Origin of the sequence: Pseudomonas sp. NBRC 111140 (genome assembly GCF_001320885.1) — a bacterium.
GTDB lineage: Bacteria > Pseudomonadota > Gammaproteobacteria > Pseudomonadales > Pseudomonadaceae > Aquipseudomonas > Aquipseudomonas putida_P.
In genome coordinates this window covers 1-17,758 of sequence record NZ_BCBQ01000113.1, presented here as the reverse complement: position 1 = coordinate 17,758, position 17,758 = coordinate 1, and the positions used below count along the sequence as shown (strand labels likewise).

21 protein-coding genes are annotated in these 17,758 nt (G+C 63.3%); 7 read left to right on the top strand and 14 right to left on the bottom strand.

Features of this window, described 5'->3' with window-relative positions; all coding sequences use genetic code 11:
- From APH42_RS25630 to APH42_RS25580, 11 genes are all read right to left on the bottom strand, one after another.
- Positions 1-966 (bottom strand): DNA topoisomerase (locus APH42_RS25630; protein ID WP_256217844.1); only part of this gene is annotated, 966 nt, incomplete at its 3' end.
- A 283-nt stretch (positions 967-1,249) separates the two neighbouring features.
- Complete coding sequence (locus APH42_RS25625) at positions 1,250-1,690, bottom strand: single-stranded DNA-binding protein (RefSeq protein WP_003098976.1); 441 nt, start codon at positions 1,688-1,690, stop codon at positions 1,250-1,252.
- 73 nt (positions 1,691-1,763) lie between these two features.
- Entirely contained in the window at positions 1,764-2,291 is a 528-nt protein-coding gene (locus APH42_RS25620) for a DUF3158 family protein (protein ID WP_049323458.1), read from the bottom strand.
- Complete coding sequence (locus APH42_RS25615; protein ID WP_011871436.1) at positions 2,288-3,067, bottom strand: PFL_4669 family integrating conjugative element protein; 780 nt, start codon at positions 3,065-3,067, stop codon at positions 2,288-2,290. The genes APH42_RS25620 and APH42_RS25615 overlap by 4 nt, the downstream gene beginning before the upstream one ends.
- A gap of 331 nt (positions 3,068-3,398) precedes the next feature.
- The gene (locus APH42_RS25610; protein WP_011871435.1) at positions 3,399-4,649 is read right to left on the bottom strand and encodes an STY4528 family pathogenicity island replication protein; all 1,251 of its coding nucleotides are present in this window, start codon (positions 4,647-4,649) and stop codon (positions 3,399-3,401) included.
- A 3-nt stretch (positions 4,650-4,652) separates the two neighbouring features.
- Positions 4,653-5,213 carry a DUF2857 domain-containing protein gene (locus tag APH42_RS25605; protein WP_009876573.1) on the bottom strand — a complete coding sequence of 187 codons (561 nt, stop codon included), beginning with the start codon at positions 5,211-5,213 and terminating at the stop codon, positions 4,653-4,655.
- A 15-nt stretch (positions 5,214-5,228) separates the two neighbouring features.
- Positions 5,229-6,893 (bottom strand): ParB family protein, encoded by a 1,665-nt coding sequence (locus APH42_RS25600; RefSeq protein WP_009876572.1) that lies wholly within the window; start codon positions 6,891-6,893, stop codon positions 5,229-5,231.
- Positions 6,886-7,146: a hypothetical protein gene (locus tag APH42_RS25595; RefSeq protein WP_009876571.1), complete on the bottom strand. Its 261-nt coding sequence runs from the start codon at positions 7,144-7,146 to the stop codon at positions 6,886-6,888. Before APH42_RS25595 ends, APH42_RS25600 begins: the two co-directional genes overlap by 8 nt.
- Entirely contained in the window at positions 7,130-8,005 is an 876-nt protein-coding gene (locus APH42_RS25590; RefSeq protein ID WP_011871433.1) for a ParA family protein, read from the bottom strand. Before APH42_RS25590 ends, APH42_RS25595 begins: the two co-directional genes overlap by 17 nt.
- A 42-nt stretch (positions 8,006-8,047) precedes the next feature.
- A complete protein-coding gene (locus tag APH42_RS25585; RefSeq protein WP_009876569.1) occupies positions 8,048-8,260 on the bottom strand; it encodes an AlpA family transcriptional regulator in 213 nt (70 codons plus the stop codon).
- 118 nt (positions 8,261-8,378) lie between these two features.
- Positions 8,379-9,125, bottom strand: coding sequence for a hypothetical protein (locus tag APH42_RS25580; protein ID WP_011871432.1), 747 nt, complete (start codon positions 9,123-9,125; stop codon positions 8,379-8,381).
- 725 nt (positions 9,126-9,850) lie between these two features.
- Here APH42_RS25580 and APH42_RS25575 point away from each other — a divergent pair.
- Genes APH42_RS25575 through arsH form a run of 6 tightly spaced genes read left to right on the top strand, consistent with a single transcriptional unit; the run spans position 9,851 to position 14,123 of the window.
- Positions 9,851-10,174 (top strand): helix-turn-helix transcriptional regulator, encoded by a 324-nt coding sequence (locus tag APH42_RS25575; protein WP_009876567.1) that lies wholly within the window; start codon positions 9,851-9,853, stop codon positions 10,172-10,174.
- A gap of 4 nt (positions 10,175-10,178) precedes the next feature.
- On the top strand, positions 10,179-10,673 hold the full coding sequence (locus tag APH42_RS25570; RefSeq protein WP_009876566.1) for an arsenate reductase ArsC: 495 nt from the start codon (positions 10,179-10,181) through the stop codon (positions 10,671-10,673).
- Between the two features lie 10 nt (positions 10,674-10,683).
- Complete coding sequence (gene arsB, locus APH42_RS25565; RefSeq protein ID WP_011871431.1) at positions 10,684-11,754, top strand: ACR3 family arsenite efflux transporter; 1,071 nt, start codon at positions 10,684-10,686, stop codon at positions 11,752-11,754.
- 2 nt (positions 11,755-11,756) lie between these two features.
- Positions 11,757-12,989: an MFS transporter gene (locus tag APH42_RS25560; RefSeq protein ID WP_009876564.1), complete on the top strand. Its 1,233-nt coding sequence runs from the start codon at positions 11,757-11,759 to the stop codon at positions 12,987-12,989.
- Positions 12,986-13,408 carry an arsenate reductase (glutaredoxin) gene (arsC, locus tag APH42_RS25555; RefSeq protein ID WP_009876563.1) on the top strand — a complete coding sequence of 141 codons (423 nt, stop codon included), beginning with the start codon at positions 12,986-12,988 and terminating at the stop codon, positions 13,406-13,408. Before APH42_RS25560 ends, arsC begins: the two co-directional genes overlap by 4 nt.
- Entirely contained in the window at positions 13,401-14,123 is a 723-nt protein-coding gene (arsH, locus tag APH42_RS25550; RefSeq protein ID WP_011871430.1) for an arsenical resistance protein ArsH, read from the top strand. The genes arsC and arsH overlap by 8 nt, the downstream gene beginning before the upstream one ends.
- Positions 14,124-14,542: 419 nt before the next feature.
- Here the strand turns inward: arsH and APH42_RS25545 are convergent, their stop codons facing one another.
- From APH42_RS25545 to APH42_RS25535, 3 genes are all read right to left on the bottom strand, one after another.
- Positions 14,543-15,796 (bottom strand): arsenic transporter, encoded by a 1,254-nt coding sequence (locus tag APH42_RS25545; RefSeq protein ID WP_060494514.1) that lies wholly within the window; start codon positions 15,794-15,796, stop codon positions 14,543-14,545.
- 161 nt (positions 15,797-15,957) lie between these two features.
- Positions 15,958-16,473, bottom strand: a complete 516-nt coding sequence (locus tag APH42_RS25540) for a DUF4880 domain-containing protein (RefSeq protein WP_060494513.1) — start codon at positions 16,471-16,473, stop codon at positions 15,958-15,960.
- Between the two features lie 432 nt (positions 16,474-16,905).
- Entirely contained in the window at positions 16,906-17,220 is a 315-nt protein-coding gene (locus APH42_RS25535) for a DUF6124 family protein (protein ID WP_012273269.1), read from the bottom strand.
- 130 nt (positions 17,221-17,350) lie between these two features.
- On the opposite strand from APH42_RS25535, the gene APH42_RS25530 reads away from it, so the two are divergent.
- Positions 17,351-17,758 (top strand): helix-turn-helix domain-containing protein (locus APH42_RS25530; protein WP_156352908.1); only part of this gene is annotated, 408 nt, incomplete at its 3' end.

Sequence of the window (17,758 nt, the reverse complement as noted above, 5' to 3'; positions counted from 1 at the left end):
CGAGCGGGGGTACGTCGTGGCCTTGTGCGTCTCGTACAGGGCTTGGGCAATCTCCAAGGTTTCCTGCACGTCCAGCCCAAGCTGCTTGGAACACACTTCCTGCAAGGTGCCCAGGTCGAACGGCAGCGGCGGGCCTTCGCGGACACGCTCAGTCTCCACCGACACGACGTGGGCACTGCCCGCAGCGCGGATCTGCTGCATGGTCTGCTGTGCGACCGGCTGCCGCAGGCAGCGGCCTGCGTCGTCGGTGCACGCATCGGGTGGAACCCATTGCGCGGCGAAAGTCGAACCGCCTGCGAACAGGGACACGGCGATGGCCCAGTATGGTACGGACACGAAGCGCGCGATCTCGCGGTCGCGGTCCACAACGAGCTTGAGCGTCGGGGTCTGTACGCGGCCGACCGACAGCACGCCGTCGTAACCCGCCTGTCGCCCCAGCACCGTGAACAGCCGGCTCAGGTTCATGCCCACGAGCCAATCCGCACGGGAGCGCGCCAGCGCCGAGTGGTACATCGAAAGCGTCTCGGCCGAAGGCCGCAGCTTGCCCAGTGCCGCCCGAATGGACGCATCGTTGAGCGCCGACAGCCACAGGCGTTCGATGGGGCCGCGGTAGCCGCAAAGCTCCACGATCTCGCGGGCGATCAATTCGCCCTCGCGGTCGGCATCGGTGGCGATAACCAGGTGAGTCGCCTTCGCCAAGAGCGCCTTGACGACCTTGAATTGCGTGGCGGTCTTCGGTTTGACCTCGACCCGCCAGTGCTGGGGAATGATGGGCAACTGCTCAACGGACCATCGTTTGAGCTGCTCGTCGTAGGCCTCGGGCGGCGCCGCCTCCACGAGATGGCCGATGCACCAGGTGACCGTGACGCCGGAACCGTTGAGGCAGCCTTCACCGCGCTGCGTGGCGCCGAGAATCCGGCCAATGTCTTTGCCCTGGGAGGGCTTCTCGCACAAGAACAGCCGCATATCCGTCCATCCCGATTCCTGTTGTTCATGGAGTTGCTGGGATCGAGGATGCCGAGCGCAGCCCCTGGCAGCAGCAAACAAGCCGCATGCGGCAGCGACCGCTTTCACGCCGATGAAATGGCGAGTGCGGGGAAGGTGCGTGGCCGGAAGTGTGCGGGCCGAGAGCCGCGATTTCCGGGAGCGCGCGTGGAACTCGGTGGACGTTGGTGGAGCTATCCCCTGGGGATAATTCGCAGCGCATGGAGGGCGGCGAAGCACTGCGGCAGCCGCCCTCCATGCCCGATCACTTCCTGCGCTTGGTCTCTTTCGGCGCCGTCGATTCCTGGGTGGCCTGGGGCTTCGGCTCTGCCTCCTGTGGCTTCGGGCTGAGGGCCACAGACTCGATGCGGTACGGCAGGATGCCGACACTGCGCGCGTTGACCTGCCAAGTCTCACGCGGCTGATCTTCGTTGTCCGTCCAGGGGTCGCGCTCCATGCGGCCGACGACCAGCACCCGCATGCCCTTCTGGTAGAGCTGCTGCCAGCGGTCGGCGTCGTGGTGCCAGAGTTCCACCGGCGCCCAGAAGCCGCCGCGGTCCTCGAACTCGCCGCCCTTGGTGGGGACGGGGTTGTCGAAGTACACGTTCAGCCGGAGCAACCGGCGAGGATCGTCGTTGCCATTGGGGAATTCGCGGTACTCGGGAGGCGATCCGATGTTGCCCTCGCCGATGAATTGTGTGCTCATGTTGGAATCTCCGTGGTGGTTGAAATACCCGTGCCTCGTTGGGCTCGGGCGCGTGCTCGGATGGCAGGCGCAATCACCGATCGCGCACTGCGGCAGGAACGGACGCGAGCCGGCGCAGGTAGGTGTTGTCCGCCTGCGCGGCCTTGCTGGCGCATTCCTGTGCTTGCCTGCCCAGGGTGTGCAGCAGGCTGATCTGCATGTTCAGCATGACGCGCTGCAGTTCGATCTCGTGCAGGTCGTGCAGCAGGTTGACCGGCGTGCTGGGGCTCGCCATCAGCTCCTGCCACAACGCCACGCCCATGGCCGATCGATCGTGCTTGCGCCAGCGAAGAAAGGTCGTGCCTGCGCCAGTGGTCTGCTGGGCCAGCTCGACGGGAAGCAGGTGGAAGGGATGCCCGCACGCCTGTGGCAGCACCTGTCGCTGCGCCAGGGCAATCAACTCGTCGCGCATGGCGAAGCACTGGCTGGCCCAGGCCTCGAAGTCCCCTTTACCTTTAAAAGGCTTTAAAAGGCCTTTTAGAGAGGCCGCGTGTTCCAGCCGCATGAAGGCTGGCTGTTCCAGACCACGGAAGTAGCGAGGTTCGCGGTTCGGGTCGCTCATGCCTGTTCGTCCTCGCCGGTGCTGGCCTCGGCCGGATCGGCGGCAGTGCCTTCGTCGCTGGGAGGTGCGGCTGCGGCAGCGCTATCACTGCGCTGTTGCAGGCCGCGGCGCACGACGGGCGGCGCAAACTTCGAGCGGCGAGCGCCTTCGAGCACGTCCTGCGGCAAGTCGCCGAACTTCTCCAGCGCCGCCCGCGCTGCGGCGTTCTTGGCCGCGAAGTCGTCGCGGGTGCATCCCGAGTAGCGGTACTGCTGGGCCAGGCTGAACAGGCTGCGCAGCGTGTGAGCGCCTTCGTTGAGCCACCGCTCCAATGTCGAGCGATCGATCAGCGCGGTGTGATGGGCGAGGATCAGCTTGCGGGCGATGTCGTCATAGTCGGCCAGGAGATAGACCGCGGCAAAGCCGAGCTGCGCGTTCACGAACAAGGGGAGCTTCACCGGTTGCACGTTGAGGTTCTCGCCCAGGCTCAACGCCGCTGGCACGCCGGCCAATGCCTGGTCCACCTGCTCGCGCAGCGATTGCAACGTGGTCTTGGCCTGGTCGAGCTTTTCCTCGATGCGCAACATCCACCAGTCGCTGTACGGGTCATCCTGTTCCGAGCCGCGCTTCATCTTGTTCATCACGGCGATGTAGCCGTTCAGGCCGACGATGCCGGGTCGCCCCTCGGCGGCGGCGCGGCCATGCCAGATGCGCGATGCGTGGTGGGTGTGAAGCGTCAGCGACATCGCGCTGCGCAAAGAGCCGAGATTGAGTTGCAGAGGTTCGTTGGTTGCCATGGTGTCCGCTCGCTTGGGAAAAGGAGCGGTCAGGATCGGCATGCAGCGGAAGGCAGTCAGTCAACAAACCGAAATGAACTGGTCCCCGGTTGTCGTGGTGGTGGCGGCCCGCAATGCGAGCTATCCCCAGGGGATAGCTCCATCAAACGCCACAGAGCGCTGCTCGCGCAGATGGTGGGTGCGCTCAGGAACCGGACGCCACTGCAGCACCGTGGACAGAAGCACCCAGCCTGTGTCTTTCGGTGTTACGCCTTGCATCACATCTATCCCCAGGGGATAGCTCTACTGACGGCCACGGGCGTCTGCTTCACGCCCTTGTCGCTCGTCGCGCTCAGCTACTGCGCAGAAGGTCGCGCAGCCGGTCGATGTGCTGCCGGGCTACCTCGGGCGGAACTACATTGCGCGGTGGCTCAGGCGGTGCATCTCGTGCAGGGGCAGGTGGCGGTGCTGACCCAGCTTGCCTGGCCCATGCGTTGAACTCGCCACGGATGGCACGTTGGATGATGCCGAACAGGTAGCCTGCCGGGTTGCGGATGGTGCTGCCACGACAGCGATCCGCCCATTCGTCCAGCACGGCCTGGCGTAGCGGGGCATCGACCTGCTGCAATGCCACCATGGCGCCGGCCTGCTGTTCATCTTTCAAGCCGAGAAAGCGATCAGGCAGACGAACTCCCGGCATCGCGCGCGCCTGCCCACGCTCACGCGCGGTAGTACGTACTTCATTAATACGACTACTACGTACAGTACGGTCCTGTTTCGGATTCCGAAGAGCGCCGTCTGCTGCGTGTTTTGGCCCTGCTTCGGAATCCGAAGAGGGCCGATCAGAATTCCGAAGAAGGCTCGGCGCCCCTTCTTCGGAATCGTGAACCGTGTCCTCCTGTGGATAACTCTCCTGCGACCCAATGCCTTGGCTTGCGAGGCGTTCGGCAAGGACCTGCAGCCGCGAGGGCAGCATGCGGCCAGACAGCAGCGGGTCTTCGGCGATCTCATTGAGCGTGTGCAAGCCCACGACCTGAACGGCCCTGGCCGAATGGCCCAGGGCTTGGCTGACGAGCTGCAGGTAGTCCGGGTCGAGCTGCATCGCCTCGAACGGGGTCAGGGGCTCATCGTGCAGGACGTAGAGGTTGCCGAGGATGCGCCCGGTCTTGGGGTCGCGCCTGCGGCGCACGAGACTCAACCAGCGCGTCAGGCGCAACAGCGTCAGCGCCCGTGCCACGGTCTCGTGGGAGGCCTGTCCGGCGCAGGGCATTGACGCGAGCCACGGGCGAAGTTGCTCATACGTCGGAAACGCCGTGACGCCATCCTCGTTGAGCATCATCCGGAAGACTTGCCAGGCATTGCGTTCCAGCGGCGTCAGGCGTCGGTCGAGGAACAGCCGTCGCGGCACGCTCTCGTGCCGATTTCCACTGAACAGGAAACCGTCGCCGGTTGCAGACACAGGAGACGTCGCGGATGCGAAGGCGGGAGCCGGTGCTAGTGGGCGAGGTTTCGGTGCAAGGTCTTTCAGCGCGCTGTCGAACAGATCAGCGAGGGCGACCGGACCTTGGCGTGGTGCTCGTGGTGCAGCGTCGTCCACGGCCATGATTCAACCCAGTCCCTGATCGATCCAGTTCTTGATCGCAGCCCAGACCACCGACAGCGGCAGCTCCATGCCTTCGGCGAGGTCCATTGCCGCATCAAGAACCGAGGTCTCATCCTCCAGCTCGACGTTCCTGCTGCTGGTCACGACCTTCCAGCGCCGCCACAGCTCGGTGTCCTGCTCCTCGTCCAGAACCGGATGGCGCCCCTTGCGTTTGGGCAGGCCGAGAACTTCGCGCCGAAGTGCGACTTCCTGATGTGTCAGCCCGTAGAAGCGGCTCACCATTTCGGTACTGGCACCCAGGCGCAGCATGCGATCGACGGTGGCGATCTCCTTCTCCACGTCCTGCGCCTGTTTGAGCAATCGCCGGAGCACTTCCCGGTTCACCGAGACAGAGCACCAGGAGACGTTGGCATTGGCCAGCACGCTGATCAGCGCCGGATGCTTGAGCGCATCCAGCTCTTCCTCGCCGAACCCCATCGCCTTGCAGCGACGCAGTTGCCCGTTTCGTAGGTCGTAGAGTGCCTGCGCGATGACGGCCTGGTTGAGTGGGTTCGGTGCGGACATGCAGGCCTCCCTCGCTCAGATCCCAGAACCGACAGCGCCGGCTTCCAGATCCAGCAGGCGCCGGGCCAGCCGCAGCAGACGAAACAGCTTGACCAGCGCGGTGTCGCTCAATCGCCGGGCCCCGCCGTCACGACGTTGACCCTGGCCGTGCAACAGCGCTGGCAGGTCTGTGATGAGTTGCCCGCTGTCCAAGCCGACGCCGGCTGGCTGCTGACCGGCCAGGGAAACCAGTAGTGCGAGCACGGCGCGTGCGAGCGGCGACGAAGCCTGGGCTGGGGCACGACACGTGAACCCGATGCCATCAGAACGATCCTCGACACACGCGTCCAGGTCGGCCTCGCCCGCGATCTCGCGCGCGAACTGCGCGATGTGGATGCGCAGGCGGTCGGGTGTGTCGAGGCCAGGGTCGATATACCAGATGTCCGAGATGGGATAGAGGCCACCGGCCTGCACGGGAATCGACTGCAAGACGTTGGCCGAGAAGTCGGGCGGCAGCGCATCGCCCAACTGGTCGGCGACCATGCGCTGGATGGACTGGAGCCGCTCCGTCGTGGGTGCCGGAGAGATGATGTGCTCGTCAAGCAGACCGCCATTCGCTGCCGCAGGGCTGGCTGCGGATGCCTCGCTCGGGGCCCCATCGTCCCGGGGCCTTGTCGGCGCGTCGGCAGAGTGGCCCGCAGAAGGTGCAGTTGTAGTGGGGGGCGGTGCCGGTTCGATCGGCGGCCGTGCGATGGCCCCAGGCTCGGGCAATGCCGGCGGCGCCGATGGCGGGGTTGGGTCGCTGACCAGGGCGCGGTGGCGGCTCTCGGATTCGGTCAGGTCCAAGGCGAGCACGTCGTAGTCGATGCCCAGCAGCTCGGACATCTGACCGATCAACTCGTCCTGCACACGCGGCGGCGAGAACTCGTCGGGCTGGACATCAAATTGCGACAGCGCCTCCAGAAAGAAGCTGTCGAAGTCCAGCGGCAGGGAGCGGCCTTTGGCATAGTGCTCCCACGTGCGTTCGCTGGCTTTGCGCATGACCGACAGCCGCTCGACCTGGTGGCGGCCGAGGCCCCCGTATAGGACGGTCGGGATCGCGGGCAGCAGGTAGCGCACCGCGTCAGCCATGCGGCTGATGTGCGACTGCTGGACTGGGAAGCCGTCGGCGGCCAGGCGGCGGGCCAGCTCGGACTGGCTCAGGGTGGTGCCGCTTTCAGCCTCATAGAACTCGCGGGCTTTCTCGACGCCCAGGGCGCGCTCGATGAACGTGAGGCCGCCGCGTAGTTCGTTCTCGGCGAGGTGCCCGGTCAGGGCGACGATCTCTCCGCGCGCAGGCCACGGCCGGAACAGGCACGATATGCGGAAGAAGCGTTCGTCCTTGGTCTCCGCCCAGAGTTCACGCAGGATCGCCAGCCTGGTGTTGCCGCCGTTGCGGATGATGTAGTGCGCCTCGCCAGGACGGCGTGTGATCGCTGGCGCCGCGTCCAGGCCGCGCTCTCGGATGGAGGCCTTGATTTCATCGTAGGCCGAGTTGCGCTTTTTGCGGGGGTCGTGGTCGTAGGGCCGCAACTGGTCCAGCGTCACGACCATCGGCGTGTCGGCGATCGGGTCGCTCAAGGCCGTGGCCGATGGCCCACTGCGCTCGAACCCGGCGGCAAGCAGCTTGCCGGCCATGTCCTGGGAGGTCATCTCAGCCATGACCACATCCCTCGGCGTTGACGGCCCGGGCCATGCGGGCCTCGCGCTCGGCGCGGCGGATCTGTGCACGGGCGTTGAGATCCGCCCGGTAGTCGCTCGCTGTTGAGCTGGTGTAGATGGCGGCGCAGCCGGCCTTGGTGAACTTGAGGTGTCCGCCCCGTGTGCGCTTGACGTGCCAGCCTTCGCTCACCGCAAACTCAATCAGGGCGCGCAGCCGTTTGTGGCCGCGGGCCAGTTCATGTGCGTTCGCCATGTGACCTCCCGGTTTCAATGGAACGAGGAGGACGGCCGGACACGAGGGCAAATCTGTCTTGCCACTGTGGGAACAGTTCGCCGGCGAGCGCGCGCATGGTGTCGAGCGCGGCGGGCGCAACTCTGCCCGGCGGCTGGCGATGCTCGACGCGATGCACCGGCAGGCCGCGGGTTGCGGCGCGCGGATAGGCCTCGATGGCCGGCACGTCGGTGCCCAGCACGCATATGCCGGCATGGTCCTGGAACAGGTCGCGCAGCGCCTGCTGGATCATCCGTGCATTCGCGGACACGGGGTGGACGCGATTGATGAGCAGGTGCAGGGATGGCGGTTCGATGCCGAGGTGCCGGTATGGCGCGATGTCCTCCAGCAACTGCATGGTGCCGCGTCGCAGTTCGCGGGCAGCGAGAATTTCCGGGGTCACGGGCGACAGCGCCAGGTCAGAGGCGAGCACCGCCATCTCCAACAGCACCGAGCGTGCACCCTGGGTGTCGATCAGCACCAGGTCATAAAGCGGCGCCAGCGCCGGCAGCAGGTGCCGCAGTCTCAGGCGTCCGTCTGGCGCGTGCAGTAGCAACGTGTTCAGTTCACCCCGGTGATCGTTCGAGAGCACCAGGTCCAGGCCCGCGATGATGGTGCGGGACACCAACTGATCGAGGGCGCGTTCGTTGAACGCCAGCAACTCATAGATACCGCCGGCAGCGCGGTGTGCCAGCTCGTAATAGGACGACAAGGTCGGCTGCACGTCGAGATCGAGCAGCAGCACACGCAGCCCCGCGTCCGCGGCGAGGCCGCCGAGGTTGGCGGCCGTAGTCGTCTTGCCTACGCCGCCTTTCGTTGAAATTATGGATACGACCTGCATGGCGCTCTCCGTTTGGCGATGGGAAAATCGAGGGGGAGCGGGTCAGGTCCGGTTGTTGAGGCGTTCGGCGATCCACTGGTCGATCTCGACCGAATCCCAGCCCACGGCGCGCACGCCCAGGCGCAACGCCTGCGGAAACTGGCGCTTCTTCATCAGGTTGTAGATGTGGGCGCGTTTGAAGCCGGACTTCGCTTCAACTTCATCGAGCCGCAGGATGCGGCGCTCGTGCGGTGGCAGTACAGGTATTTGCGACATGGCGGTCACTCCTGAACGCTCAGTAGCGTTTGTTGGCGTGACCTCTATTCAATAGACATGGCTGCGGAAAAACATTGCAAATGCAATCTCCGCGACTGCACATACAAGATGGAAGAATTCACGCGGCTGCGCTACGGACATTCTTCCTGGCATTGGCGAACTTGCCGTTCAAGGTTCGCTCCGTGATGCCCATGGTGCCGCCATAGTGGGCGAGCAATGCGGTGACGATGGCCTCCTGCGTCTTGAAGCTGGAGTACGGCACGCCGGATGGGGATTGGCTCAGCATCAGCGTCAGCATGCCGCCGATGATGTTCAGGTATGTAGTTTCCGCCCGATCACTGATCACGCACTGCTTGGGAGCCAGCAGTACGGCGGACTGCTTTAGCAAGACTTCGTGTTGCTGTTGCAGTTCGCGCATCTCGCGTCGGCTATGGTCCAGCGCGGCCTGCAGAGCCAGCCGTTCCAGCAGGATTGCCTGTCCTGTCTCGATGGTGATGAAGGGATGCACCATGCGCTCGCCGCGACTGAACAGAAATCCCGGCCGATGCTCGGGATAGTGGGTGCGCATCCACCGCTTCAGATCGACATGGCGGACGGTCAGATCGAGTGAACTCACCAGATCTGGGTCATTAAGTGTGATCCCGTTCTTGCCGAAGGGTAGTTCGGCGTTGAGGATACCGTCGTAGATGCGTTCCGAGTACAGCCGACACTCGTTCCATCGCGGGCAGTCCAACATCTGCGGCAGACAACGCGGTGATGCGATCGATGCGACGATCACCGCTTCGTACCGCAACAACCCAGCCCACCGTATGGCAGCTTCGATGGGACGATAGAACACCTTTGATAGTGGTGGCTCCTTGTGCATGTTTTCGTCTCCTTTCGGAAGCGCTACATCACCGGCTCCTTCTTGCCCCACCAAGGGGCTGTTTTTTCGTTATGCCTGTGGCTGATGCCTGGGGCGATGCCCTGGAACATGGACGGAAGAGATCATGGCACCCGTCACAGGTGGTTCTCTCTTGCTCGATATGCAAGAATTGACCAGTTGCCGGTCCGTCGAGTAATAAGGAAGAAGCACGCTCGACAATTGCGCTCACGGTGCCAGCGTCATGGGGTGCGTCAAGCACATCAAGACCGATTCGATATGGTCTGATATCCCCACGGTTTCACAAGGCGCAGGGGATTGCATCCGCTGCTCCACGTCCAGAGGGACCTGGAGAAATCCGCGCATGTCATGCTTGTTTCGGCATCCTGATATATCGACATAGCATCTTGCGGCGAAGCATTTTGCTTGGTTCAATCCAACGCACTTTGCGTTCACGCGCCTGCGGTGTGGGCCAAACATGGTCACATCGCATCAGGATGCAGTGCAGTTCTATCGCCCGCTAGGCATCCTGCCTTCCCTTGAACTAGTCCGTGGTGCGAGAAGGCATCCGCCGCTCTTGATAGAAGCATCTTGCTGCCGCGATGACTTTGATGGGCGTGATGCGCGGAACATAGTCCAAGAACTCGACGGCGGTATGCCGCGAAGCCATGAATGACTTGCCCGCTGATTCTTATCCATTAATTCAATAATTGTTGTACTATCGAATCATGAACGAAGATCAAGCCGTTTCCGCCCTGAGCGCCTTGGCGCACACCCAGCGCCTGCGTGTGTTCCGCGCCCTGGTCGTCGCCGGCCCGGAAGGACTCACGCCCAGCGTGCTGGCCGACCAGCTCGACGTGGCCCGCAACACCTTGTCCTTCCATCTGAAGGAACTGGCCCACGCCGGCCTCGTCAGCATCGAGCAGCAAGGCCGCAACCTGATCTATCGCGCCGAATACGACCACATGAACGGCCTGATCGGCTACCTGACCGAGCATTGCTGCCAAGGCGGAGTGTGCGAGGTTTCCGAATCCACCCGCTGCGACTGCTGACGCCATGACCGACACGATCTACAACGCATTGTTCATTTGCACGGGTAATTCCGCCCGCTCCATCCTTGCCGAAGGCATGCTCAACGAGCTGGGCAAGGGCCGCTTCCACGCTTATTCGGCGGGCAGTCACCCCAAGGGCGAGGTTCATCCGCTGGCACTTGCCACGCTGGAGCGGCTGCACCTGCCGACGACCGGCTACCGCAGCAAGAGCTGGGACGAGTTCGTGGCACCGGGTGCGCCGGTGTTCGACTTCATCTTTACAGTTTGCGACAACGCTGCTGGGGAGGCTTGCCCGCTGTGGCCGGGCAAGCCGGTGTCGGCGCATTGGGGCGTCCCTGATCCGGCAGCCGTCGAGGGCACTGAGGAGCAACAGCGCAAAGCGTTCCTCGACGCCGCGATCACGCTGCGCCGACGCATTGAACTGTTCCTGTCGCTGCCGCTCCAGCGCCTGGACGCCATGTCGTTGCAGCGCGAGCTGCGCGACATCGGCCGCCAGTAAGGGCGGCGCGATGACTACAGAAACCGAAGCGGCCGGTCACGCGCCGGCCGCATCTGCCATGAGCAGCTTCGAGCGCTATCTGACCCTGTGGGTGCTGCTGTGCATCGTTGCCGGCATCGCGCTGGGCCAGTTCGCGCCGGGCGCGTTCCAGGCCATTGGCCAGCTGGAAGTCGCCCAGGTCAACCTGCCGGTGGGCTTGCTGATCTGGGTGATGATCGTGCCGATGCTGCTGAAGGTGGACTTCGGCGCACTCGGCCAGGTCAGGCGACACTGGCGCGGCATCGGCGTCACGCTGTTTGTGAACTGGGCGGTCAAGCCGTTTTCGATGGCGCTGCTGGCGTGGATCTTCATCCGCCATGTCTTCGCACAGTGGCTGCCGGCCGGGCAGCTGGACAGCTACATCGCCGGGCTGATCCTGCTGGCCGCCGCGCCCTGCACGGCGATGGTGTTCGTGTGGAGCCGGCTGACCGGCGGCGATCCGGTGTTCACGCTGTCGCAGGTGGCGCTGAACGACACCATCATGGTGTTCGCCTTCGCGCCCGTCGTCGGCCTCCTGCTGGGCCTGTCGTCGATCATCGTGCCATGGGCCACGCTACTGGTGTCGGTCGCGCTCTACATCGTCATTCCTGTCATCCTCGCGCAGCTCTGGCGCCGGGCGCTGCTGCGCCGGGGTCAGGTTGCGTTCGACCGGGCGCTGGAACGTATTGGCCCGCTGTCGATCGCCGCGCTGCTACTGACGCTGGTGCTACTGTTCGCCTTTCAGGGAGAGGCCATTATCCGGCAACCGCTGGTGATCGCCATGCTGGCGGTGCCGATCCTGATCCAGGTGTTCTTCAATTCCGGGCTGGCGTACTGGCTCAACCGCAAGGTAGGCGAGAAGCACAGCATCGCCGGCCCCTCGGCACTGATCGGCGCGAGCAACTTCTTCGAGCTGGCCGTGGCCGCCGCCATCAGTCTGTTCGGCTTCCACTCGGGCGCGGCGCTGGCCACCGTGGTTGGCGTGCTGATCGAGGTGCCGGTGATGCTGCTGGTGGTGCGCGTGGTCAACCGCTCGCGCGGCTGGTACGAGCGCCAAGCGTAATCATGGACAACACCATCCCGCGCTCTCGCGGCTGGCTGATTCCCTCGCTCGGACTGACGCAGATCGTCGCGTGGGGGTCGATGTTCTACGCCTACGGCGTCCTGATGCAGCCCATGCAGGACGAACTCGGCCTGTCCAAGCCCGCCATCGTCGGGGCTTATTCGGTGGCCTTGCTGATCTCGGGACTGCTTTCGACCGCGGCCGGCAGCATCATCGACCGCATCGGTGGACGTCTGCTGATGGGAAGCGGCGCCTTGCTGGCCGCCGTCATGCTCGCGTGCCTCTCGCGGGTACACAACGCGACGGAGCTTTACCTCGTGTGGGCCGGTATCGGCGTGGCCATGAGCGCGACCTTGTACCAGCCGGCCTTCGCGGTCATCACGCAGGTCCATGGCAGCAACTATCGCCGGGCGATCACGCACCTGACGTTGTTCGGCGGTTTCGCCAGCACGGTATTCTGGCCGCTGACGCAAACGCTGTTGCAACACGTCGGCTGGCGCGAGGTCTGGTTGATCTATGCGGCCGCGAACCTGCTGATCTGCCTGCCCATCCATGCCAGCCTGCCAAAGGGACGCGGCCCGGCACACGGCACACCCCCAGCGCGGACGGAAACCCGATCCCGCAATCTCACCGCGGTCATGCGCGAACCGGTGTTCTATCTCGTCACGGCGGCTGTGACGCTGAATGCACTGGTGTTCGCGGCGATGTCGCTGCACATGATCCCAGTCTTGCAGGCACATGGCATCTCTGCCGCAAATGCGGCCTGGGTCGGTGCGCTGATCGGGCCAATGCAGGTACTCGGCCGTGTGGTGCAAGCCACGGTCGGCAAGCGGGCCAGCACGCGCCAGGTCGGCATGGCGGCCATCAGTCTGCTGCCGCTGTCATTGCTCCTGCTCTTTGCTTCCGAGCAGTGGCTGCCGGTGTATGTCGTGTTTGCCGCGCTCTACGGCATCGGCAATGGCGTCATGACGATCGTACGAGGCGCCTTGCCCGCCGAGCTGTACGGTCGGGCCGCTTATGGCGCCATCAGCGGCGCGATGGCGACACCCGTGCAGATCGCAGTGGCCGCCGGCCCCTTCGTGGCCTCGCTGCTGTATTCCGCCGGCAACGGCTATCCCGGCACGCTGCTGGCCCTGACCGGCATCAGCGCGGCGGGCGCGATCCTGTTCGGCTATGTGATCAGGCATCTGCGCCAGCAATCCATGCTTCTCTCGAACGAAGGCACCTCGACATGAGCCACATCACGATCTACCACAATCCCGATTGCGGCACGTCACGCAACGTCCTCAGCCTGATTCGCAACAGCGGCGAGGAACCGGCTGTCATCGAATATCTGAAGACACCGCCCGACCGCGACATGCTGAAGGCGCTGATCGCCGCGATGGGCATCCCGGTACGCGCGGTGCTGCGCGAGAAAGGCACGCCGTATGCGGAACTCGGCCTGGGAGATCAGAAGTGGAGCGACGAGCAATTGATCGACTTCATGCTCCAACATCCGATCCTCATCAACCGACCTATCGTGGTCACGCCGCTGGGCACGCGCCTGTGCCGCCCGTCGGAAACAGTGCTCGACATCCTGCCGCAACCGCAGCGCGGCGCGTTCAACAAGGAAGACGGCGAGCCGGTAGTGGATGTGGAGGGCCGTCGTGTCTGAATCCCGTCTCGACCTGCCGAACATCGACGCCGCATTGCTCCAGCCGCCGGACATGGAACGGCTACTGGCACCCGAACGTTCCACCCATGCGCCACGCTTCCTGCTGCTCTACGGCTCGCTGCGCGAACGCTCGTTTAGCCGACTGGCCGCCGAAGAGGCAGCCCGCGTGCTGCGGGCGTTGGGCGGCGAGACGCGGCTGTTCAACCCGTCGGGCCTGCCGCTGGTGGATGACGCGACCGAGGATCATCCCAAGGTCAGGGAACTGCGCGAACTCGCGCAGTGGGCCGAGGGTATGGTGTGGAGTTCGCCGGAGCGCCATGGCGCGATGTCCGGCCTGATGAAAACGCAGATCGACTGGATTCCGCTGTCAGTCGGCGCGGTGCGTCCGACTCAGGGCAAGACGCTGGCAGTGATGCAGGTGTCGGGCGGCTCGCAATCTTTCAATGCTGTCAATCAGATGCGCGTGCTGGGCCGCTGGATGCGGATGCTGACCGTCCCCAACCAGTCCTCGGTCGCCAAGGCGTATCAAGAATTCGATGAAGCGGGACGCATGAAACCGTCGGCCTACTACGACCGCATTGTGGACGTGATGGAGGAACTGATGAAGTTCACGCTGCTCACGCGCGATGCGTCGCCGTATCTGGTGGACAGGTATAGCGAGCGCAAGGAAAGCGCCGAGGCGTTGACCAAGCGCATGCAGCAGGCGGTAATCTGATAACCCCTGATTCCATTCGCCTATCGCCGCACGACGGCCTTGGCCACTGGAGGCCCCATTGCATCGCGACAGCATCGTAGGGCGGTGCGACTGCGAAAAGAGCAGTCCTTGGACTTCAATGGAAGTCGTTGGATGAACTTTGTTGCCGAGGGCGAAAAACAAGGCTATAATTGAGTTCTTCACTGATCACCACAGTGAAGAAAGTGATTGGGAAACAGAGACTTAGCGCTCTAGTGCATGACTCGTTTCCCGCTCCAAATTCGATCCTCAGTGCGTCGCTGGGATCAAAAAGAAGAGGCCTTAATGGCCTCTTTTTTTTTGGGGATTTTTTACCTATGGCTGGGTTGGCGGCTGCTTACCCGGCAATTTCAGCACTGGTTAGATCAAGCGCCGCTTCAGAGCCCCAGGCGTGCGCTGGGTTACACCCACAACGCCAGCAGCGCGGCAGCCAGGGCAGGGGGCATTACCAATAGCCCCAGGCGTAAAAAGTGCCAGGCCCCCACGTGCTCTCCTTCACGGCGGATCGCGACCAACCATAGCAGCGTGGCCAGCGATCCGGTAATCGACAGATTCGGGCCCAGGTCCACGCCGATCAGCAAAGCCGCGGTAGTTTGCTGCGGCAACTCGACGACCGACCCCATGGCCCCGGCAATCAGCCCGGTCGGCAGGTTGTTCATCAGGTTGCTGGCAATAGCAACCCCTGTGCCCGCTACCCAACTGGCTGTGTTCGGCGAGCCCTCGGCGAGCGCCGCCAGCGCATGGGCAAGACGCACCACCAGGCCGGTTTGGGCGACCGCTTCGACCAGCACGAACAAGCCTGCTACAAGTGGCAGCACGCCCCACGCGACATGGCGCAACACTGGCGTCGGGCTGCGCCGCTGGCGCAGGTGGATCAGGGCGGTGGTCGCTACCCCCGCGCAGAATGTCGGCAGCCCCAGCGCCTGGTCCAGCGCCGAGGCGCCCAGCAGCAAGACCGCGGTGAAGGCGATACCCACTGCGCACAAACGTGCGCCCGCGCTCAGTGGCAGGGTTTGAACGTTCAAGGCCAGCGGCTGGCGGATCTGTCGGCGCTGGGACAGGCGCAGGGCCACGTAGGTCAGGGCAATTGCCGCCAGTGATGGCAGGCTGAACTGTCTTAACCAGTCCAGTAGCGGCGGCATCTGGCTGCCAAATACCACGAGGTTGGCCGGGTTCGAGATGGGCAGCACGAAGCTGGCGGCGTTGGCGATGAAGGCGCAGATGAACAGGTACGGCAAAGGCTCGGCCTTGGCGGCCTTGCACGCAGCGTAGACTGCTGGGGTCAGCACCACCGCCGTGGCATCGTTGGACAAAAAAACAGTGACCAGCGTCCCCACCAGGAACACCAGGTCGAACAGCCGTTGCCCCGAGCCTCGCGCGTGCTGGACGGCATAGTGGGCCAGCCAGTCGAACAGGCCTTCCTGGCGAGCAAGCTCGGCCAGCACCATCATGCCGATCAGGAACAGGTAGACGTCGCTGCCTTCGGCCACCGCAGCCAGCGCGCTGTGCGGCGTGATCAGGCCAAGAGCGGTCAGCAGCAGTGCGCCGCCCATGGCCCAGACGTACTCCGGGATACGCCAGGGGCGCAGGATGACGCCGCAAGTGGCGAGGGCGGCTACGACCCAGATGATCGATGCGTTTTCGCTGACAGGCATGGAGGGGCGGTTTCCGGGAGGGATCGCGAAACAGGGGCGTGATCGGCAGCTGTCTTACGCGCCGGTTTCAACCCAATTGCAAGCGGTTGCGGCCGCTCCTTGACAATGTACAGTAGCCTGCTGGGCGCATGCGAGCAGTGTTTGGGCGGCTGAAGCGAGGATCAGGCCCAGAAGCCGAACAGTACCAGGGCTGTAACGCCAAGCCCCACCGCAATCGAGCAACCACCCAGCGACAGTGCAGCCCGGCCTTGCCGATACCAGCCGTCGTGGCCCAGTTGTCGTGCCGGTGCCAGCAGGCTGCGCCAGCGTAGCTCTGTCTCATGAAACGCTTGCAAGTTAGCCGGGTCCGCATCCAGCCAGCGGCGGAAGTCGATCCGCTCGCACGCTGTCACCTGTGGGCTCTGCAAGCGCACATACCATTGCCCGGCAACACTCGCCAGTACATCCCGGCGCGAGCGGCCCACCTGCAGCGCTTGGTCCATGTTCCGTTCAATGCTTGCCAGTGGTAGATCAAGGCGGGTAGCGATCGTGGCAAAGTCCAGCTGGTCCAGGCGGTTGAGCAGAAACACCTGCTGCACGCGCCGTGGCAGCCGTTTCAGGGCATGTAGAAGGGCATCGTCGGCATTGTGTTCGGCGGCAGCGGTTGGGTGTTCAAGGGGCAGCAGCAGACGGGTCATGGACAGCTCCTTGCTCTATAAAGGGGGAGGGGTGGGGGCATCTTCCCTGATGCGTGATCAGCGTAGGCGAAACGAGATTGATTCTCAAGTGCTGATTCCGCAAAGTTTTGTAATGAGCGTTCACGCCCTGAAACACCTTTGCTATCATGCGCGCCATCACGATCTTCATTAGCCTGAAGAGCCAAAAAAAAGACCCGGCAAAAAGCCGGGTCAAAAACCGTGATTAGCCTGATGAGGAGATAATCTGAGAGCGACCTAAGCTCCAGGTTATCCAGCAGATCTCGCGATCAGCTGAGTGCAATAATAATCGTTATCATTTGCCAGTCAAATGAATTTTCGCTAATTCGGTAAAAAAGTTTTACCGATGCGCTTCCTTGTCCCGGCAATCGGGGCATTTGCCGTTCCAGGCCATCACGTTTTCTCCCTTCTTCATTACTTGAAAACCGGTTCTCCGGCGCCTTTGTGCTCCAGCAGTGCGCGCGCCATGTCCATCATGTGCATCAGGGCGAAGGTCAGCTCACGCTGGCTACCGTGCTGGTGGCTTGCGGTTTCCTGGGCGGTTGCAGCGGCGCAACGCAGCAGGGCGATGGCATGCTGCTGGGCCTGGTCGTTGGTTACGCCTTCGTGCAGCGTCCAGATCTTGTTGTCCAGGCTGGGCCGTGGCGGGTTCGGGTTGAGGTAGTAATCGAGAGCGCGGCGGGCCGCTTCGCTGTCGAGATCTGTTTCGTCGTTTTTCGGTGGTTTCATCGCGATACCTTCTGATTTCCCTTCAAACACACTGGAAATACAGGATAGGTCAATCTGTACTGTTAGGTACCAGATAAATAATTCAGATTGTGTATTGCTGTGGGTAATACAGTCCGTATTGTTGCCGCTCATGGAAAACTGGAACGCATTTCTCAAGCGCTACAAGCGCGAACATAACCTCAGCCAGCTCAAGCTGGCTGAACGCCTGGGCATGACTCAGGGCGGCGTGGGGCATTGGCTGCGCGGCACGCGGCGGCCGACGGTGGAAACCATCAACGAAAAGCTCGAGAAACTCGGCCTGGTGTTTTTGGAAGCACAAGTCATGGTGGTAGAGCGCAACATCGTGCGCGAAGCCCCTGGGCGTTATGCAGTCGAGCAGCCGGTGTCGGGCGAAGCGCTGCTTTATGCAAGCTTTCGCTTCCCGGTGTTGGCTTGGTCCGACTTGCAGGGGCCTTTGCCTGAAACAGCCAAGTCCAACGAGCAGACCGATTACATGCCAGCAGGTAATGCGTTCTGGCTGTTGGTTGAAAACGACTCG